We start from the raw sequence: 17000 nt of genomic DNA on the forward strand, positions 1-17000 counted from the left end.
GAGTTCCCATGCTCAACCTGCTCCTCGTCGACAACATCGACCTTCCGTTGCAGACCGCCTACAAGTTTCCCCACGCCAGCCCGCCCATTGGCCTGCAGTACCTGGCGGCGTACATCAAGCAGCACCTCCCGGAGGTCTCGTCCGTCAAGGTGATGTCGCTCCCGCTCGCGCTGCTGGAGCAGAAGCGGCACCCGCTGGATGTCGTGCTCGAGGAGCTGCGCGGCCAGCACTACGACATGCTCGGCATCCGCTCGCTGACCAGCGGCCGGGACTTCATGGAGATTCTGTCGAGCGCGGTGAAGAAGGAGTTCCCCGCGCTGCCCATCATCGCCGGGGGCCCGTACGCCTCGGACTCCGCCGCCCTCATCCTCAAGGACCACGCAGGGGTGGACTACACCGCGAGCCAGGAGGGCGAGGAGGTTCTCAGGCAGTTCATCGAGGCGCGCCTGCTGGGCCGCGGCGAGGTCGAGAAGGTGCGCGGCCTGGGCCACCGCAAGGGCGATCAGGTCGTCATCAACCCGCCCATGGCGTGGATTGATGACGTGGACACCATTCCCTTCCCGGACTACCAGCACGTCCACCTCGACCGCTTCGCCAGGGTCGAGAACCCGATGCGCATCGCCAACGGCGAGACGTGGACCTCGCTCTTCACCCAGCGCGGCTGCCCCTACCGCTGCACCTATTGTCACGAAGGCTTCGGCAAGCTGAGCCGCGAGCGCAGCGTGAAGAACGTGCTGGACGAAATCTTCTGGCTGCACGGCGAGAAGGGCGTCACCCACTTCGCCATCCTGGATGACATCTTCAACATCCGGAAGGACCGCGCGAAGGAGATCATGCGCGGTGTCATCAACTCCGGCATCAAGGTCCGCTTCTCGTTCCCCAACGGCCTGCGCGGCGACATCATGGACAAGGAGCTGGTGGACCTGATGGTCGCCGCCGGCACCGTCTGCATCCACTACGCCGTCGAGACGGCCGCGCCGCGGCTGCAGAAGTGGATCAAGAAGAACATGAAGATGGAGAAGCTGGACCCCATCATCGACTACACGGCCCAGTACGACATCCTCCTGCGTGGCTTCTACATGGTCGGCTTCCCCGACGAGACGGAAGAGGAGCTGAAGGCCACCATCGACCACGCCATCCGCAGCCGCTTCACGGAGACGTACTTCTCCATCCTCTGCATGTGGCCCGGGACGAAGATCTACGAGGCCGCGGTGCAGGATGGCTTCATCCCGGAGGGGGCCTGGACGAGCGCCACCTCTCACGATGTGAAGAACAACGGCTTCCGCTACCCCGACGAGCTGATGGTCGCCGAGCGCCTGCGGGGCTACGGCCACACCCACTTCTCCAAGGAGCGGATGAGCCGCAACCTCCGCATCTGCGGCGCACTGGGCATCGACCGGAACCACATCATCGAGAAGGAGGTCAAATACGCGCAGCTGCTCCGCGACGGCTGGAAGGGACCGGGGCCCATCCCCTACGCGCCCGAGCCCGCCATCGTCGACACGCTGCTGGGCGTGGGTGACGGGAAGATGACGGCCGACGCGGCCTACGACGTCATCGCGCGCTACGTCGCCGAGGGCCACACCTCGCAGCCGGGCATCCAGGCCCCGGGCGTCAACCCCAACTATGTGAATGGCGGGGCGCCCACGCAGCCGGCTCACGCGGCCTCCTAGCCCCAGGCCCCACCTCGCCGTTTCACGAAGAAGGAGAGCCTCCATGCTGCAAGGGCGTGCCTGCGTCCTCCACCCGTATCCCAACCGCTACCTCATCGACAGCCTGCACGGCGCGGGGCTCCAGGTCGTCCTGGTCTGCCCGCGAGACGTCGTGCCGCCCGGAGCCCCGGTGGAGGCGGTCATCGACGCGCCCCTCCACGACGACGCCGCGGTCATCGCCGGTGTCGAGGCGTTCCACCGCACGCAGCCCATCGACTTCGTCGTCCCGCTGTACGAGGGCTGCACGCACCTGAGCGCCGCCATCGCGGCCCGGCTGAAGCTTCCCGGCAACCCGCCCGAGGCAGCGGACGCCAGCCGGAACAAGTACCTGGCCTACCAGTGCTGGGCGCGCGCGGGCGTCAGCGCCCCGCGCACCATCCCCCTGCTGGAGCTGGACCACGCCGCGGACGCCATCGAGCAGGAGCTGGGCTTTCCGGCCATCGTCAAGCTGACGGACTCCATGAACAGCCAGGGCGTGGGGCTCGTGCGCGACCGCCAGCAGTACGAGGCGTACCGCGAGCGGCTGCGCACCATGCTGTCGCGCCCGGTGGACATCGACATCCAGAGTGACCGCAACCGCCTGGCGTACGGGCGCGGCGCCGTGAAGGTGCTGGCCCAGGAGTTCTGCCAGGGCTCGGAAGTCAACGTGGACATCCTCATGGGCGGCGGTGAGTACGTCGTCGCGGGCATCTTCGAGAAGGCCCCCGCCATGGGGCCCTGGTTCGCGGAGACGATGTCCGTGTCCCCCACGTCCCTGGGCGCGGAGAAGGAAGCAGAGCTCGGACGGCTGGCCATCGCCGCCGTCAAGGCCCTGGGCGCCACCGTGGGCGCGGCGCACGTGGAGATCCGCTACTCGGAGCAGGGCCCCCGCGTCCTGGAGGCCGGCCTGCGTCCGGGAGGGGGTTACACCATGCAGGCCATCGAGCACCTGACGGGCTTCAACATGCCCGTCGAGGTGGCGCGGATGCTGTCGGGCGGCAAGGCACCCAACAGCACGCCCCGGCGGAAGGCGGCGCTCTATGGCGGCGTCGTCTATCCGCACAGCGGCACCCTCCGGAGCGTCACCGGGCTGGAGGTCTTCCGGGACATTCCGGGCCTCATGACCCACGTGGTGCTGCACAAGCCGGGGGACCGCGTCTACGCGCTGCCCGAGTCCGCGCAGCCGCACCTCACCTACTACCTCATTGGTGGCGAGACACGGGACGAGGTGCTGGCCCTGCACCGCCGCATCCAGGAGTCCGTCCGCCTGGAAATCGAGCCCTTCGCCTGATGGAGCCGACCCGAGACCCTGGAGTGCCCCTGGCGCTGGATGACGACTGGCGGCAGTTCGGCGACGCGCTTCAACACGTGCTGGGGCTGATTGCCCGCGCGCGCGAGCACGCGGAGGAGCGGCCCGTGCTGACGTCGGAGGAGTGGCTCCGGGAGCAGGCCGTGCACCCGGGCCCGCTGCCGGAAGGGGCCACACAGCTGGAGGCGGCGCTGCGCGAGGTGGAAGTGCGCATCACCGCCGGCTGCTGCAACTTCGCGCACCCCCGGTACTTCGGCTACGTGTCGCCGCGGCCCTTGCTGCAGCCGCTGCTGGGAGACCTGCTCGGAAGCGGCCTGAACCAGGTGCCCGGCGCGTGGCGGGGTGGAGCGGGTGCCACCGTCATCGAAGCCGAGACCCTGGCCTGGCTGGCGGACTTCGTCGGCTATCCCCGGGGCGTGGGTTCCCTGCCCGGCGGCATCTTCGTCAGTGGCGGCACCCTGGCCAACGCAAGCGCGCTCAAGCTCGCCCGGGACATGGTGCTGGGACGCCACGTGCAGACCCGGGGGCTCACCGGGCTGGGCGTCCAGCCCGCCTTCTACATGTCCCGGGAGGGCCACTTCTCCATCTGGCGCGGGCTGGACCTGCTGGGCCTGGGGCGGGAGTCCGTGCGCCTCATCGAGGTGGACCGCGACGGGAGGATGGACCCCGAGGCGCTCCAGCAGCGCATCCGCCAGGATGTCGCCCAGGGCTTCAAGCCCGTGTGCCTCGTGGGCATGGCGGGAACGACGCCCACGGGCGCGGTGGATCCGCTGGATGCGCTGGCCGCCATCGCGCGCGAGCACCAGATGTGGTTCCACGTGGACGGAGCCTCGGGCGGCGCGCTCGGCCTGCACCCCGGTTGCGCCGGGCTCTTCAAGGGGCTGGAGCAGGCGGACTCGCTCACGGTGGACCCCTGCAAGTGGATGTTCCAGCACTTCGGACTCGGCGCGCTGCTGGTTCGGAACGGGGCCGAGCTCTACAAGAGCTTCACCGCCACGGGCCACTACTGGGAGGAGCTTGGAGAGCTGGACCTGTTCCAGATGAGTCCCTACGGCACCCGGCAGTGGCGCTCACTGGGGCTGTGGCTGACGTTGAAGCACCTGGGGCGCGGCGGCCTGCAGGCACTCCAGTCCCGGCTGCTGGAGGCGACACGGCACCTGGCCACGCGCGTCCGGGAGGACTCGCGGCTCGAGCTCCTCATGGAGCCCACGCTCCCCATCTGCTGCTTCCGCCTGCGGGGCCCCACGCCCGAGGCGAGCAACGCGCTGAACACCGCCGCGCAGCGCGCCGTCACCGAGGAGGGCCACAGCTACATCACCCTGATGGACTGGCGCGGCGAGCTCTATCTGCGAGTCGCCATCAGCAACTACGTCACGGAGCCGCGCCATGTCGACGAGATGCTCGCGGCCGTGCTGCGGCATGCCGGGCCGAGGTCAGGCGTGGACCGTCCGTGATGAAGCTCCGGATGCCCTCGGGGCTCCAGGCCCGCGAGGCCGCGCGCTCCGCCGGTGGGCTGGTGCTGCTCGTGCTGGCCTGGGACGTGGCCCTCTACCTGTCCGCCGCGCCACTGCTGCCCCGGCCGTGGCAGGTGGCGCTCGGCCTGGCCGAGCTGCTCACGCGGGGCGTGCTGCTCAAGCACGTCGCCGCCTCGCTGTTCCGGGTCACCTGGGGGTTCCTGCTCGCGGTGGGCCTGGGCGTCCCGCTCGGCTTCGCCCTGGGCTGGAGCACACGCGCGGGCAGGGCGCTTGGCCCCTTCGTCCAGTTCCTCCGCCCCATCAGCCCCCTGGCCTGGATTCCCATCGCCATCCTCTGGTTCGGCGTGGGGGATCCGCCGGCCGTCTTCATCATCTTCATCGCCTCGCTGACGCCGCTGTTGCTGACGGCGATGAACGCCGTGCGCAACGTGCCCGCCGTGTACGTGAACGCCGGCCAGAACTTCGGACTGGGCACCCGGGAGCTCTTCCTGCGCGTCCTGCTGCCCGCCTCGCTTCCCGACCTGCTGGCCGGACTGAGGCTCACGCTGGGCATTGCCTGGCTCGTGGTGGTCGCCGCGGAGATGATCGCCGTGAACTCGGGGCTCGGGTTCCTCATCGTGGACTCGCGCAACGCGGGCAACCGTTACGACCTGGTCGTCGCGGGCATGGTGCTCATCGGGCTCATCGGGCTGCTGCTGGACTGGAGCATCACCCGGGCCGCCCGGGGCTTCCTGAGGGGGCGTGACATGATTGGAGACACCGAATGAGGGGCACGACCGCCGCGCGAGTCCTCCCGCAGGAGGCCGCGACTCCGGAGCCGCGCAAGGACACCCGTCCCGTCAAGCTGCGTGTCACGGACGTCTCCGTGTCCTTCCCGATGGAGGGCACCCAGCGGGTGGTGCTGGAGGACATCCAGCTGGAGTGCCGCGAAGGGGAGTTCATCTGCCTGCTGGGCCCGTCCGGCTGCGGCAAGTCCACCCTCCTCAACGTCATTGGCGGCTTCCTGGCGCCCACCCGGGGCCAGGTGCTCATCGACGGGCAGCCCGTCACCGGACCGGATCCACGGCGCATCTTCGTGTTCCAGGAGCGCGGCGTGTTCCCCTGGCTCACCGTGGAGGAGAACATCGCCTTCGGCCTCCACCACCTCCCCGCGGAGCAGCGCCGCCAGCGTGTCGCGCACTACGTCGAGCTGGTGGGACTGCGGGGCTTCGAGCGCGCCCACCCGTCCGAGCTGTCAGGCGGCATGAAGCAGCGGCTGGAAGTGGCCCGTGCGCTCGCCGTCAACCCGGACATGCTCTACCTGGACGAGTCCTTCGGCGCGCTCGACTACATCACCCGCCACACCATGCGGCGGGAGCTGCTGCGCCTGTGGGCCGCCGAGCAGAAGACCATCCTCTTCGTGACCCACGACATCGACGAGTCAGTCCAGCTCGCGGACCGCGTGGTGGTGATGTCGGCACGGCCGGGCCGCATCCAGCGGGTGGTGGACATCGACCTGCCGCACCCACGGGACATCAGCGCGCCCCGTTACCTCCAATACCGCGACGAGCTGCTCGACGAGCTCGGCGTGGCGCACCAGGTCTGAGGAGCCAGCCCGCGTGAGCCGCTACCGCAAGGCGCTGGAGACGCTGCTGCTGCCCACCTTCACCGGGCTGCTGCTGTTGCTGCTATGGCATGTGGCGGTGCGGCTGTCCGGGACGAACACCTTCCCCACTCCCTGGCAGGTGCTGCTGGCCGTGCGGGAGCTGGAGAGTCAGGGCCGGCTGGCGGGCTACATCCAGGACTCCCTCCACCGCGTGATGATGGGCTACCTGCTGGCGGTGGCCGTGGGCCTTCCGGTCGGGCTCTTCATGGGAATGCACGCCCCGACCGCCCGCTTCCTCGGGCCTGTCAGCCAGTTGCTGCGCCCCATCAGCCCCCTGGCGTGGATTCCCGTCTCCATCCTCCTCTTCGGCATCGCCAACACGGCCACCGTCTTCCTCATCTTCCTGGCGTCCCTCTTCCCGCTCACCCTTGCCGCGATGAACGCCGTCCGGGACGTGCCCGCCATCTACCTCCGGGCGGGGAAGAACTTCGGGCTCGGCCGGGTGGCACTGATCCGCCGCGTCATCCTCCCGGCGGCGCTGCCCTACGCGCTCACCGGCCTGCGCCTCAGCTTCGGCATTGCCTGGCTCGTGGTGGTCGCAGCCGAGATGATTGGCGTCGACTCGGGACTTGGATACCTCATCATCGACGCGCGCAACGCCGGCAAGCGCTACGACCTGGTCGTCGCCGGCATCCTCCTCATTGGCAGCATCGGCCTGGGCCTGGACGTGCTCATGCGCCGGCTGGAGCGCGCCCGCTCCGTACGCTGGGCGTACCACCGGGAAACCTGACCCACCCTTCTTCCTTCCACCCTCGGAGCCCCCATGCCTCCTCGCAAGCTGCTCGCGGCCCTGGCCCTCTGGACGCTGACCATCACCGTGCTGCACCTCACCATCAACACGCGCTGGGACAGCGTCGTCAACGAGCTGCGCCCCGAGCAGGAGCGCAAGCTCAACGTGGCCTACATCCCAGTCACGTGACACCTCACGTGCCCGGTGACGGACTACATCGCCCGCCACTCGCTTGAGCAGTACCTGTTCATCCCCAAGATGTTCCAGGGGTTCCCGGAGATAAAGGAAGCACTCATCTCCAACAGGATTCAGGCGGGCTTTCTCGTCGCGCCACTGGCCATCGCCCTGCGGTCGCAGGGTGTACCCATCAAGATTGTGTTCCTGGGCCACCGCTATGGCAGCGCCATGGTGGTGAAACGGGGAGGCTCCGTGAAACACGTGGCCGACCTGAAGGGGAAGACCATTGCCATTCCCAGCCGGTTCTCGGACGAACGACTGTTGTTGCTGCGCGCCCTCAAGGCGAATGGACTGGGGCCCACGGACGTGCGCACCCTGGAGATGGCGCCTCCGGACGTCGCGGGGGCCCTCGCATCGGATGCCATTGACGGCTTCGTCATGGGAGAGCCCTTCCCTTCACAGGCGGAGATGGGCGGTTTCGGGGAGGTCCTCTTCCATGCCCGCGAGTACTGGCCGGACTACATGTCCTGTGTGCTCGTCGTGAGGGATGACGTCATCGAGAAGCGGCCCGAGGCCGTCCAGGTGCTGGTGGATGGCATTGCCCGCTCCGGCCTCTGGCTGGACAAAGGCCAGACGGAGCGGGAGTACGCCGCCGAGTTCGTCGGGCGCTATTACTACAACCAGCCTCCCTCGCTCTTGAAGTGGGCCCTCACGCGTCCCCTGGGCCGGGTGAGGTTCAATCCCCTGCTCCCCCGCAAGGACGACTTCGAGCTCGTGCAGGGGCTCATGCACGAGTACGGGCTCATCGAAAAACCCATCGCATTCGAGGACTACGTCGACACGCGCTTCGCGGAGGGCGCCATGGCCGAGACAGCCTGGGACTACCCCGTAGGCCATGGCCGGATGGACGTGGAGCAGATGCCCATGGAGTGAAGGCCGGCCCACCGGCATCCCAGATTCCCGTAGCACCCAACCGAGGTAGCGGAGGTCGTGTTTCAATGAACAGCAGACTCAATCTTCTGGCACGCGAAGTCTGTGACAACCCCCATCCCTATCTGGCGGAGTTGCGGCGCAGCGCCCCCATCGTTCAGGTGGACCCGGGGGGCATCTGGGCGGTCACCCGCTATGACGATGCGCAGTACGTGCTCAAGTCGACGCAGCTCTTCTCGTCGGAGGCGCTGCGCATGGCCATGGACCCGGAGTGGCTCGGGCGCCCCAACCCCATCGCGGAGTCCATCATCTTCCTGGACCCGCCCAAGCACGGACGGCTGCGGACGCTCGTCAGCCGGGCCTTCACGCCCGCGACGCTGACCCAACTGGAGCCGCGCATCCGAGCCGTCGCCCGGGAGCTCGCGACCCGGATGGTGGAGCAGCGAAAGGTGGACTTCGTGGACGCCTTCGCCATGCCCATTCCCGCCACCGTCATTGGCTGGTTCCTCGGCTTGGACCCCTCGCTGCAGCGGCACTTCAAGCGCTGGTCCAACGACATCGCCGCGATTGGTGGCGCCCGTCCAGAGGACACCGCGCTGATGGAGCAGTGCCGCCGGACCCTCGATGAGATGGAACAGTATCTCCAGGGGGTGCTGGCCGACCGGCGGCGCGAGCTGGGGACTGACATGGTGAGCGACCTCATCCGGGCGCGGGTGGATGGGGAGTCGCTGACGGACCAGGAGCTGATGGGGTTCCTCTTCCTGCTGCTCGTTTCGGGGCTGGAGACGACGGCCAATCTGCTCAGCCAGAGCGCGCGGATGTTCGCGATGCACCCGGAGCTGCTGCCCCGCCTGCGAGAGGACCGCACGCTCATTCCCCGCTTCATCGAGGAGACCCTACGCCTTGAGCCTACCGCCGTAGCCACGCTGCGCACGTGCACCCAGGACGTGACGGTTGCCGGAGTGGAGTTGCCCAAGGGGTCCATGGTCCTGGTGTCGCTGGCCTCCGCGGCCCGCGACGAGGACCACTTCCCGAAGGGTGATAGCTTCATCCTGGAACGGGAGGGCTCGCCGAGCCTCTCCTTCGGCCATGGCTCCCACTTCTGCCTGGGCTCGATGCTCGCGCGGCTGGAGGCACGCGTCGCCCTGGAGGAGCTGGTGTCCCACGTGGACCGGCTGGAGCTGCGGACGGAGCGCATTGACTGGACGCCATCCCTCACCGTCCGTGGGCCGCAGACACTCCCCGTCGAGGTATTCCCCGTCTGAGCGGCGGCGCGTCCGCATCCGCATCAAGGGCGTGGGCTCGCACAAGGCGTGACTGCTGGATCCGTCCGGGCCTCGCGAGCCCCACTTCGCGCGCCGCGGCAGGTTGCGCGATGCGGCCCGGCAGGTGTCTGCTGCCGGGCCCATGTCACGCAACACGCAGTGGAAGGTGGCCGGCTTCGGTGTGTCGGCCCTGGTGCTCGTCGCCGCGCTGGTCCTCGCCAACGGAATGCCAGAGGTTCATGAGGCGCTGTCCCCGGAGGCGAGCGACCGGGATGCATTCGCGCAGCAGGCCCTGGAGGCCCTCCGCGCCACGGACCCCACGGGCGAGCTGACGTACGACCCGGAGCAGTTCCTCATCCAGCGCTTCGCCCCGGACGGCGGTCTGGGGATGTCCCTCTTCCTCACGAACTTCTACCGCGAGTACCAGGACACCCGGCCCGAGCGGCGCGGCGAGGTGCTCGCGCGGTTGGGGCGGGCGGGCGTGCTCCCGGAGGCCCCGGCCAGCTACGCGCAGGCGCGTCCCCTGCTGATGCTCGTGGTGCGCGCCCGCGACACCTTCGAGGCGTTCTCCCAGCAGGCCGGTGAGGCCGCGCCGGTGTCCTGGCGGCCGGTGGGCGAGGTGCTGGCGGAGGCGCTCGTCCAGGACACTCCGGACGCCATGCGCTACGTGCCCACGGAGGAGCTGGCGCGCTGGGGCATCTCCTACGAGCAGGCCCGCGCCGATGCGGTGACCAACCTGCGGCGGCTGGAGGCCTCGCCGCTCAGGCACCTGACCCTGGGTGTCTGCGCCATCTTCACGAATGACAGCTACGGTGCCTCACGGCTGCTGCTGGACGACGTGGTGCGCGGCTGCGAGGTGAAGGGCGATCCGGTGGTGGTGGTCCCCAACCGGGACACGGTGCTCATCACCGGCGCCGACGACGCCACGGGCCTGCTCACGCTGGCGGAGGCGGCCCTGGAGGGCGTCCAGGCGCCGCGCCCCGTGGACGGGCACGCGCTGCGCCTCACCGCGGACGGATGGAAGCCCTTCCTCCCCGGACCAAAGAGCCCGTCGCGGAGCATCCTGGAGAACCTCGCGTTCGCCAGCCGGGTGCGCGGCTACCAGGAACAGACCGAGCGGCTCCGGAAAGAGCAGGAGCACAGCGAGGTCTTCGTCGCCAGCCTCGTGCCGGCCAAGGACGCCCGGGGACGCTTCTTCGGTCAGGCCGTCTGGTCCAATGAAGGCGAGTCGCTGCTCCCGCGAGCGGACGTCATCGTCTTCATGGACGCGGCGCTGGGCCCGGACGCGCCCCCGGCGGCGACGGTCCGATGGGATCTCGTGGTGCGCGACGCCGGAACGCTGCTGATGCCCGAGCTGGGCGTGTACCCGGAGCGCTACCGCGTGACGGGCTTTCCCTCCAAGGAACAGCTCCAGCGCTGGAAGGCGGACCCGACGGCCATGGACGTGCCCTGATCCAGCCCCGCGGGCGCTATGCTCCCGCGGCCCCCAACCCGGAGATTGGCCCCTGGCGCTCGTTCCCCTCTACAAGCCGCAGGACCTGGTGAAGAAGGCCTCGAAGCAGGCCGTCTTTCCGGCCCTCAGGGTCGCGCCACCGCCGTCCCAGCAGCGGTCGCTCGTGGGGTTGAAGCGCCTGATGCACGAGCGCAACCTGGATCCTCACGGACTGGAGGCCACGGTCTACGACACGCAGGGCTGTGTGCTCAGCGGGGCGCTGCACGAGGCCGCCGACCTGTCGGAGAACACGAACCCCATCACCGAACCAGGCACCGGCGTCATCTTCAACGGGGACCACAACCTGCTGTCCCTGGAGGTGGGTGGCCCCGTGGTGGCGCAGTCCTTCGACCTCTACTACCTGCACTGGGGCTTCGACAGCACCCACTGCGTGCGGCTGGGCTCGCACGCGAACTATTTCGTCACCGCCGCCCTCCAGGGGTGCTCCATCTTCGTCACCGGCGACCCCGCCTCGCCGACGGTGTACCACCTGAACGCGAACTCGGCGGGGGCGAACGCGCCCAACGACGCGGCGAGGTACCAGGCGAAGGTGCAGGTCATGGAGGCCCGCTTCAACGCCGCCCGGAAGATCATGGGCGGCAGCCAGCAGTCGTCGGCCTCCGCGGCGATGCATGACTACATGCCCGGCATGCTGAGCACGGCGGGCACGGCCCAGCTCGAGTACGAACGCGGCGTGAGCGGCGCCTCCTGGTACCACGTGGGCACCCACGCCTTCCGGTCGTTCTGGAAGGTGGACCAGGACGAGCTGATGCAGTTCGGCACCGTGTTCGGGGTGCGGGAGTCGGGGCGCTGGTCCTTCTACTTCCAGAAGCGCAGCCGGCATGACTACCGCTACAAGACCTGGACGTCCGGCCGCGCCCGCCATGCCGAATGGAGCGCGGAGTGCCACCGGTTCTGGCCCGCCTGAGCGGCATCTGCTCAAGTGCCATCCGCTCACTTCCCTGGGAGGGAACGGATGGACGGCACGTACAAGTCATTGCGAATCGAGAAGGGCGAAGGCATCGCCGAGCTGGTGCTCACCGGCCCGGGCAAGGGCAACGCCATGGGCCCCGACTTCTGGCGGGAGATGCCCGAGGCGCTCCGCGCGCTGGACGCCGACGACGACGTGCGCGTGCTGCTGGTCCGCGGTGAGGGCCAGAACTTCACCTACGGCCTGGACCTGATGGGGATGATGGAGTCCCTGGGGCCGCTGCTCACCGGCGAGAGCAACCTGGCGCTGGAGCGCAGCCGGCTGCTCAAGCTGATTGGGGAGATGCAGCAGGCCACGGAAGGGATGGCCCGGTGCAAGAAGCCCGTCATCGCCGCGGTGCATGGCTGGTGCATTGGCGGCGGCATGGACCTCATCGCCGCGTGTGACTTCCGGTATTGCTCGCAGGAGGCGAAGTTCTCCCTGCGCGAGGTGAAGGTCGGCATCGTCGCGGACCTGGGCGCGCTCCAGCGGTTGCCGCGCATCATCGGCGAGGGGAACACGCGAGAGTTGGCCTACACCGGCGGTGACGTGGACGCGGCGCGCGCGCTGCGCATGGGCCTGGTCAACGAGGTCTTCCCCTCCCCCGAGGCCCTGCTCACGGAGGCGCGGGCGACGGCGAGGCGCATCGCGGACAACCCGCCGCTCGTGGTCCAGGGCGCCAAGCAGGTGATGGAGTACTGCGCGGACAAGTCCATCGCGGACGGGCTGCGCTACGTGGCGGTGTGGAACTCGGCGTTCCTCCAGTCACTGGATTTGACGGAGGCCTTCTCCGCCTTCGCCGAGCGCCGTCCGCCCAGGTTCCAGGGCCGCTGAGGACAGGGGGCATTCCATGAGCAGGTATTTCGTCAAGCTGAAGGCGCCCAAAGGGCAGACCGTTCCGCCGTTGCTCGCGCGCTTCGCGAAGTGGCTCGCGAAGCAGGAGTACGGCGCGTTCGGAACCTTCGAGCTCATTTCACCGAAGATGCCTGGCGGGCTGCGCGACGCGTGGTGCTTCCTCTCGCTGCCGGACGGTTCGCTGCTCGCGCTCGTCTCGACCGTGAAGCCGGCGCCCGTGGTGCTGTTCGATTCGGAGTCGGACGCGCTGAAGCTCGTCGCGCCCAGCCTCGAAGCGTTCCTGCTCGCGCTCGGCAAGGGGAAGACGCGTCTGGACGATCTCGATGAGGGCGACGAGCGCGAGGCACTGCGCGCGTGGCTTGAGAAGGAGGAGGTCCAGGCGCCGAAGCCCGCGACGTTCAACGTGCGGACCTATCAGCGCGAAGCCACGCCCGCGCCCGTCGTGAGCGAGGGCGTGAAGAAGCTCGCGCCCCTTCCGCGTGGGCTGGTGTCGCTGCTCGGCCGGCATGTGAGCGACGCGAAGCTGCCGGCGGATTTGAAGAAGCTGAAGCTGCCGACGAAGCTGCCCAAGGCCCAGGGGAAGCTGAAGGACACGAAGCGCGGCATCACCGTCACTGTCGGGCGCGGCGGCGTGATCCGCGAAGTGCATCTCGGCAAGAACTACGACGGTCCGCTCGCGTTCAAGCTGCCCTCGGGCGTGAACGACTTCACGGCGTCGAAGCTGCTGGGGAAGCCGACGGGCGAGCTCAAGAAGAAGGACGGCGGCCCGATCTGGGAGAAGGTCCTTGATGCCAATCGCGGCATCTCCTTCTCACGCAGCCGTGGTCACTTCGACTGGTGGTCCGAGCACCGGTTCTTCATCAAGGCGAAGTGACTTCTTCGCGCATGTCCACGACCCTCCAAGTCAGGAGGAGCGCGTGCTCCGGTGCGGCAGGTCGACTCCGCACCTGAGTGCTTCAGCTCCCTGACAGGCATACATGCCGACAAGGGCAGTCTCCCGCCACGACAACCAGGAGGGACTCAGGTGATACGGCCGTTCAAGGACAGTACGGGTGCGTTGGAGGGAGCGCAGGAGAGTCTCCTGTTCAGCTATCAGCACGACCCACTGAGCGGCATATTGGTGTTGATACTTGACCCTCCTGATAGGGGCGCAGGAGCAGATCGATCGTTCCTGCGTCTCCACTTCACGAACGTATCGGGCTTCCACCGGGTTCCCGGAACGTCCGCCGACCTACAGCGTTTCACGGAGCGGTACTCCGCTCGTGAAACCTCAGCCACGACGGTCGTTCAACAGATCGACATCGAGCAGAAAGCGAATTCGCTAAGCATTGCCTTGTCGCTCGGCAGCTTCGGCGGACTCACTTTTGTGTGCCTGTCGATCTCCGCGGAAACACGCAGAGCGCGTGTCACAATGACCCACGAGAACACTTGGGCATATCAGGATGTTGATGATGGCAAGCCCATGGATTTCTACAGTCCATTCGCATGAGCTTGCCAATTACCTCGGACCGTGGCCCCCGGTCGGTTCCCAGTCATCCGCTACGATCCGAGCACGGCGCCACCTCGGGGCGCGTCGAGCGCGGACGGTGAGCAGCGGTCAGCACCTGCTCGGGGAGGCCCGATCCGCTGGGTTCTGGTCGTGGCCCTGCCTCGCCCTGGAGGATGAAGCGCTTTCCCGCTGGGGGACTTGATGAGGACACATCGCGCTGTCGCGCTACTCCTGTTGGTTTGGCTGACAGGCTGTGCCTCTGGGCGCGTGGTGCGCTTGGAAACGGGCAAGGGGCCGCCAGTCGTCTTCACGCCTCGCAGCGGCGAAGCCGGGCCGGTGGAGGTGGAGCGGCGCGAGTTCAAAGCGGCCGTGGCGAGGCTGGCGCGGGGCGTGAGGCTCCCGGCCAATCCCCAGCAGGCCGCGCGGCGCCTGATGGGAGTGGACGCCCGAGGCGGCACCTACCTCTTCGATCCGCGCACCCGGCGGATGACGCCACTGGAGGGGGCTGCGCTGGCCTCCGACATGCCGCCAGCGGAGGTGGAGCTGACACGGGCATATCTGCGTTGGTGTGAGCGCACCGGGCGCAAGGGCGACTGTCTGCGCTTGCTGGCGGAGAGCCCCACCGTCACCGGAGACGGGCGCTATGCGCTGGCCATGGCCATGGCTCAAGGTGTTGTCTTGGAAGAGATGTTGGATGCCTTCAAAGGCATGGCCGACCCGCACGCAGCGCTCTCGGCGGCGCTGTGGACCATGACCCTTTACCTGGTCCTCTGGTCGGTACCCGAGCCAGTGAGCAAGGGCCTGGCTGCCGTGATGACGGCGACAGCCATTGTCTACCTCGGGGTGGACACCTTCTGGACGCTGATCGCGGGATTCAAACTGCTGGTGGAGGAAGCGGACCGGGCCACCACGTTTGACGAACTACGCGATGCGGGTGAGCGCTACGGCAAGGTGATGGGCCGGAACGCGGCGCGAGCTTTCGCGCTGCTGGCGACGGTGGCCGTCGGTAACACGGCCGCGGGCTTTGCCTCGAAGGTGCCGACGCTGCCCGGTTCCGCCCAGGCGGCGGCGGTGGCCGGGGGCCGCGCGGGTATCCGCCTTGCCGCCGTGGGCGAAGTGGGAGCGGTGGCGGTGACGGGCGAGGCCATCACGGTGGCTCTCGCCCCCAATGCAGTGGCCATGACGGCACGGGCCCTGGGGGGCACGGCTTCCGCCCCGGTGGACGCGGAGGGCCACGACCACCACATCGCCACGGACAAGTGGTGGAAGGCCACGAACAATGAAGGCCCGTGGTCACCCAAGTTCCAGAGGATCTTCGATAGGGCGGGCATGTCGCTGGACGACCCGGCGAACATCGTCCACGTCAAGGGCCACAAGGGACCTCACCCGCAGGCGTACCATCAACACATTCTCCGGCGCCTGACTGACGCAACGGAGGGGTGTCGAACCATGCAGCAATGCCGCGAAGCGCTGACAGCCGAACTCGGCCGACTGGGGGAGCAGATTGCCACTCCGGGCACCAAGCTGAATAAGCTGGTCACCGGCACCTAGGACCACGACAATGGCTCACATGGTAAGGCGCTACTTCGATCTGAGCGACGATATGACCATTCCAGGCCGGTGGGTGCTCGGCGCTCCCACCGACGCTCAAGGCCGGGAGGTGGACGACCCCTGGATGTTCTATCGGGGCCAGCAACTTCCAGACATGGGACGCTTGAAGCTTCCCATGGATGTACCCGGCAGGGCGCTTGATTTCTCACTCGCGGCGTTCGCGGCCCCGGTGGTCCACGCCCGAGTGGCTTCCGCGCTCACGAAGCTAGCCCCCGAGGAAGTGCAGACACTGCCCGTGGAGATAGAGGGCCATCCTGAGCCGTTCTTCATTCTCGTGGCGACCCAACTCATTCAGTGCATTGACGAGAAGGCCACCGAGGAATTTCAGAAGTGGACGCCGGAGGACGGGCGCCCTGAGAAGGTTGGAAAGTACCGAGACATTTTGGGAATGCGGATTAACGCCGCCCAGGTAGGCGACGCGAAGGTGTTCCGCGCTTGGGGGTGGCCCATCGTCCTGATCGTCCGAGAGGAAATCCGCGACGCACTTGAGCGCATGGGCGCCACGGGAACGAAGTTTGAAGAGGTTTAGGGGCAGGCGGTCCGAGTAGAGACCAAACCGCCTACGAGGCTTCGATTCCCGCCGCTTCCGCCCCTCCTGCGCCACACGGGCAGCGGAAACTCACCGCTCGCAGCGCAGCGCGACCGCGTGCGGGTTGTCGAGGTAGTCCTGCCAGAACTCCTGGCCGTACCGGGCGATGCCTTCCGGGGAGCATTCCGGGCGCATCCAGGTGAGGTGGTTGAATCCCGCCTCGCGCAGCGCGCGCTCGTACGTGTCCCGGCTCCAGTGGGAGAAGTGGATGGTGAAGGGCGTCTTCGTGTGCAGCTCCGCGGAGATGCCCTGCCCTTCCCGGGGCGACTCCGGGAAGTCCAACATCGTGATGCCATAGCGGGTGCTGTTGGGCCCCTTCGCGCTGAACCCGGGGTTGAAGGTGTACGTGACGAAGCGGCCCCCGGGCTTCAGGTGGGCGTGGATGTTCCGGCACATGCGCAGCAGGTGTTCGGGCGAGTTCGCGTAGTGCAGGAGATAGACGGCCGTCACGCAATCAAAGACACCCAGCGGCGCCATGTCCGCCACGTCCGACACGTGGTACTCGATTCCCACGGGCTGGGCCGCCTCGTGTTGCCGGGCGACACGAATCATCTCCTCCGAGATGTCCACGCCGGCCACCCGGTGAGCGCCCCGCGCCTGGAACTGCCGCGTGTACAGCCCGTCACCACAGGCCAGGTCCAGGACGGACTGTCCCGTCACGGCCCCAAGCGCTTTGAAGAAGGTGTGGCCTTCGATGTACTCCGAACGCACGGGCAGGACATCCCAGTCCGCCACCTTCACGCCAATGTCATCGTATTGCGCCGACATTCCG

17 protein-coding genes are annotated in these 17000 nt (G+C 67.9%); 16 read left to right on the forward strand and 1 reads right to left on the reverse strand.

Annotated features, from left to right (window positions below):
• The first annotated feature begins 8 nt into the window (after positions 1–8).
• The 16 genes from D7X30_RS26950 (at position 9) to D7X30_RS27015 (ending at position 16168) form a co-directional block, all read left to right on the forward strand.
• Positions 9–1673, forward strand: coding sequence for a B12-binding domain-containing radical SAM protein (locus tag D7X30_RS26950; protein WP_120565839.1), 1665 nt, complete (start codon positions 9–11; stop codon positions 1671–1673).
• Between the two features lie 43 nt (positions 1674–1716).
• Positions 1717–2982 carry an ATP-grasp domain-containing protein gene (locus D7X30_RS26955; RefSeq protein ID WP_158619400.1) on the forward strand — a complete coding sequence of 422 codons (1266 nt, stop codon included), beginning with the start codon at positions 1717–1719 and terminating at the stop codon, positions 2980–2982.
• A complete protein-coding gene (locus tag D7X30_RS26960) occupies positions 2982–4454 on the forward strand; it encodes an aminotransferase class V-fold PLP-dependent enzyme (protein ID WP_120565841.1) in 1473 nt (490 codons plus the stop codon). The genes D7X30_RS26955 and D7X30_RS26960 overlap by 1 nt, the downstream gene beginning before the upstream one ends.
• Positions 4454–5242, forward strand: a complete 789-nt coding sequence (locus tag D7X30_RS26965) for an ABC transporter permease (protein ID WP_233591804.1) — start codon at positions 4454–4456, stop codon at positions 5240–5242. Before D7X30_RS26960 ends, D7X30_RS26965 begins: the two co-directional genes overlap by 1 nt.
• Entirely contained in the window at positions 5239–6060 is an 822-nt protein-coding gene (locus D7X30_RS26970) for an ABC transporter ATP-binding protein (protein ID WP_120565843.1), read from the forward strand. Before D7X30_RS26965 ends, D7X30_RS26970 begins: the two co-directional genes overlap by 4 nt.
• Positions 6061–6073: 13 nt before the next feature.
• Positions 6074–6850 carry an ABC transporter permease gene (locus tag D7X30_RS26975; RefSeq protein ID WP_120565844.1) on the forward strand — a complete coding sequence of 259 codons (777 nt, stop codon included), beginning with the start codon at positions 6074–6076 and terminating at the stop codon, positions 6848–6850.
• Positions 6851–6883: 33 nt separating this feature from the next.
• Positions 6884–7039, forward strand: coding sequence for a hypothetical protein (locus tag D7X30_RS42405; RefSeq protein WP_199724557.1), 156 nt, complete (start codon positions 6884–6886; stop codon positions 7037–7039).
• A gap of 15 nt (positions 7040–7054) precedes the next feature.
• Positions 7055–7960 carry an ABC transporter substrate-binding protein gene (locus D7X30_RS26980; RefSeq protein ID WP_120565845.1) on the forward strand — a complete coding sequence of 302 codons (906 nt, stop codon included), beginning with the start codon at positions 7055–7057 and terminating at the stop codon, positions 7958–7960.
• A gap of 65 nt (positions 7961–8025) precedes the next feature.
• On the forward strand, positions 8026–9222 hold the full coding sequence (locus tag D7X30_RS26985; RefSeq protein ID WP_120565846.1) for a cytochrome P450: 1197 nt from the start codon (positions 8026–8028) through the stop codon (positions 9220–9222).
• A 142-nt stretch (positions 9223–9364) separates the two neighbouring features.
• Positions 9365–10675: a hypothetical protein gene (locus tag D7X30_RS26990; RefSeq protein WP_120565847.1), complete on the forward strand. Its 1311-nt coding sequence runs from the start codon at positions 9365–9367 to the stop codon at positions 10673–10675.
• An 88-nt stretch (positions 10676–10763) separates the two neighbouring features.
• Positions 10764–11642, forward strand: coding sequence for a hypothetical protein (locus D7X30_RS26995; protein WP_147443327.1), 879 nt, complete (start codon positions 10764–10766; stop codon positions 11640–11642).
• A gap of 48 nt (positions 11643–11690) precedes the next feature.
• Positions 11691–12518, forward strand: a complete 828-nt coding sequence (locus D7X30_RS27000; RefSeq protein WP_120565849.1) for a crotonase/enoyl-CoA hydratase family protein — start codon at positions 11691–11693, stop codon at positions 12516–12518.
• A 16-nt stretch (positions 12519–12534) separates the two neighbouring features.
• Positions 12535–13413, forward strand: coding sequence for an SMI1/KNR4 family protein (locus tag D7X30_RS27005; protein WP_120565850.1), 879 nt, complete (start codon positions 12535–12537; stop codon positions 13411–13413).
• Positions 13414–13563: 150 nt separating this feature from the next.
• A complete protein-coding gene (locus D7X30_RS41730) occupies positions 13564–14028 on the forward strand; it encodes a hypothetical protein (RefSeq protein ID WP_147443328.1) in 465 nt (154 codons plus the stop codon).
• Positions 14029–14298: 270 nt separating this feature from the next.
• Entirely contained in the window at positions 14299–15579 is a 1281-nt protein-coding gene (locus D7X30_RS27010; protein WP_370051688.1) for an AHH domain-containing protein, read from the forward strand.
• A gap of 10 nt (positions 15580–15589) precedes the next feature.
• Positions 15590–16168, forward strand: coding sequence for an imm11 family protein (locus tag D7X30_RS27015; RefSeq protein WP_370038677.1), 579 nt, complete (start codon positions 15590–15592; stop codon positions 16166–16168).
• A gap of 90 nt (positions 16169–16258) precedes the next feature.
• Here the strand turns inward: D7X30_RS27015 and D7X30_RS27020 are convergent, their stop codons facing one another.
• A complete protein-coding gene (locus D7X30_RS27020; protein ID WP_120565851.1) occupies positions 16259–16996 on the reverse strand; it encodes a class I SAM-dependent methyltransferase in 738 nt (245 codons plus the stop codon).
• Positions 16997–17000 lie beyond the last annotated feature (4 nt).

It is taken from the genome of Corallococcus sp. AB011P (assembly GCF_003611605.1).
GTDB lineage: Bacteria > Myxococcota > Myxococcia > Myxococcales > Myxococcaceae > Corallococcus > Corallococcus coralloides.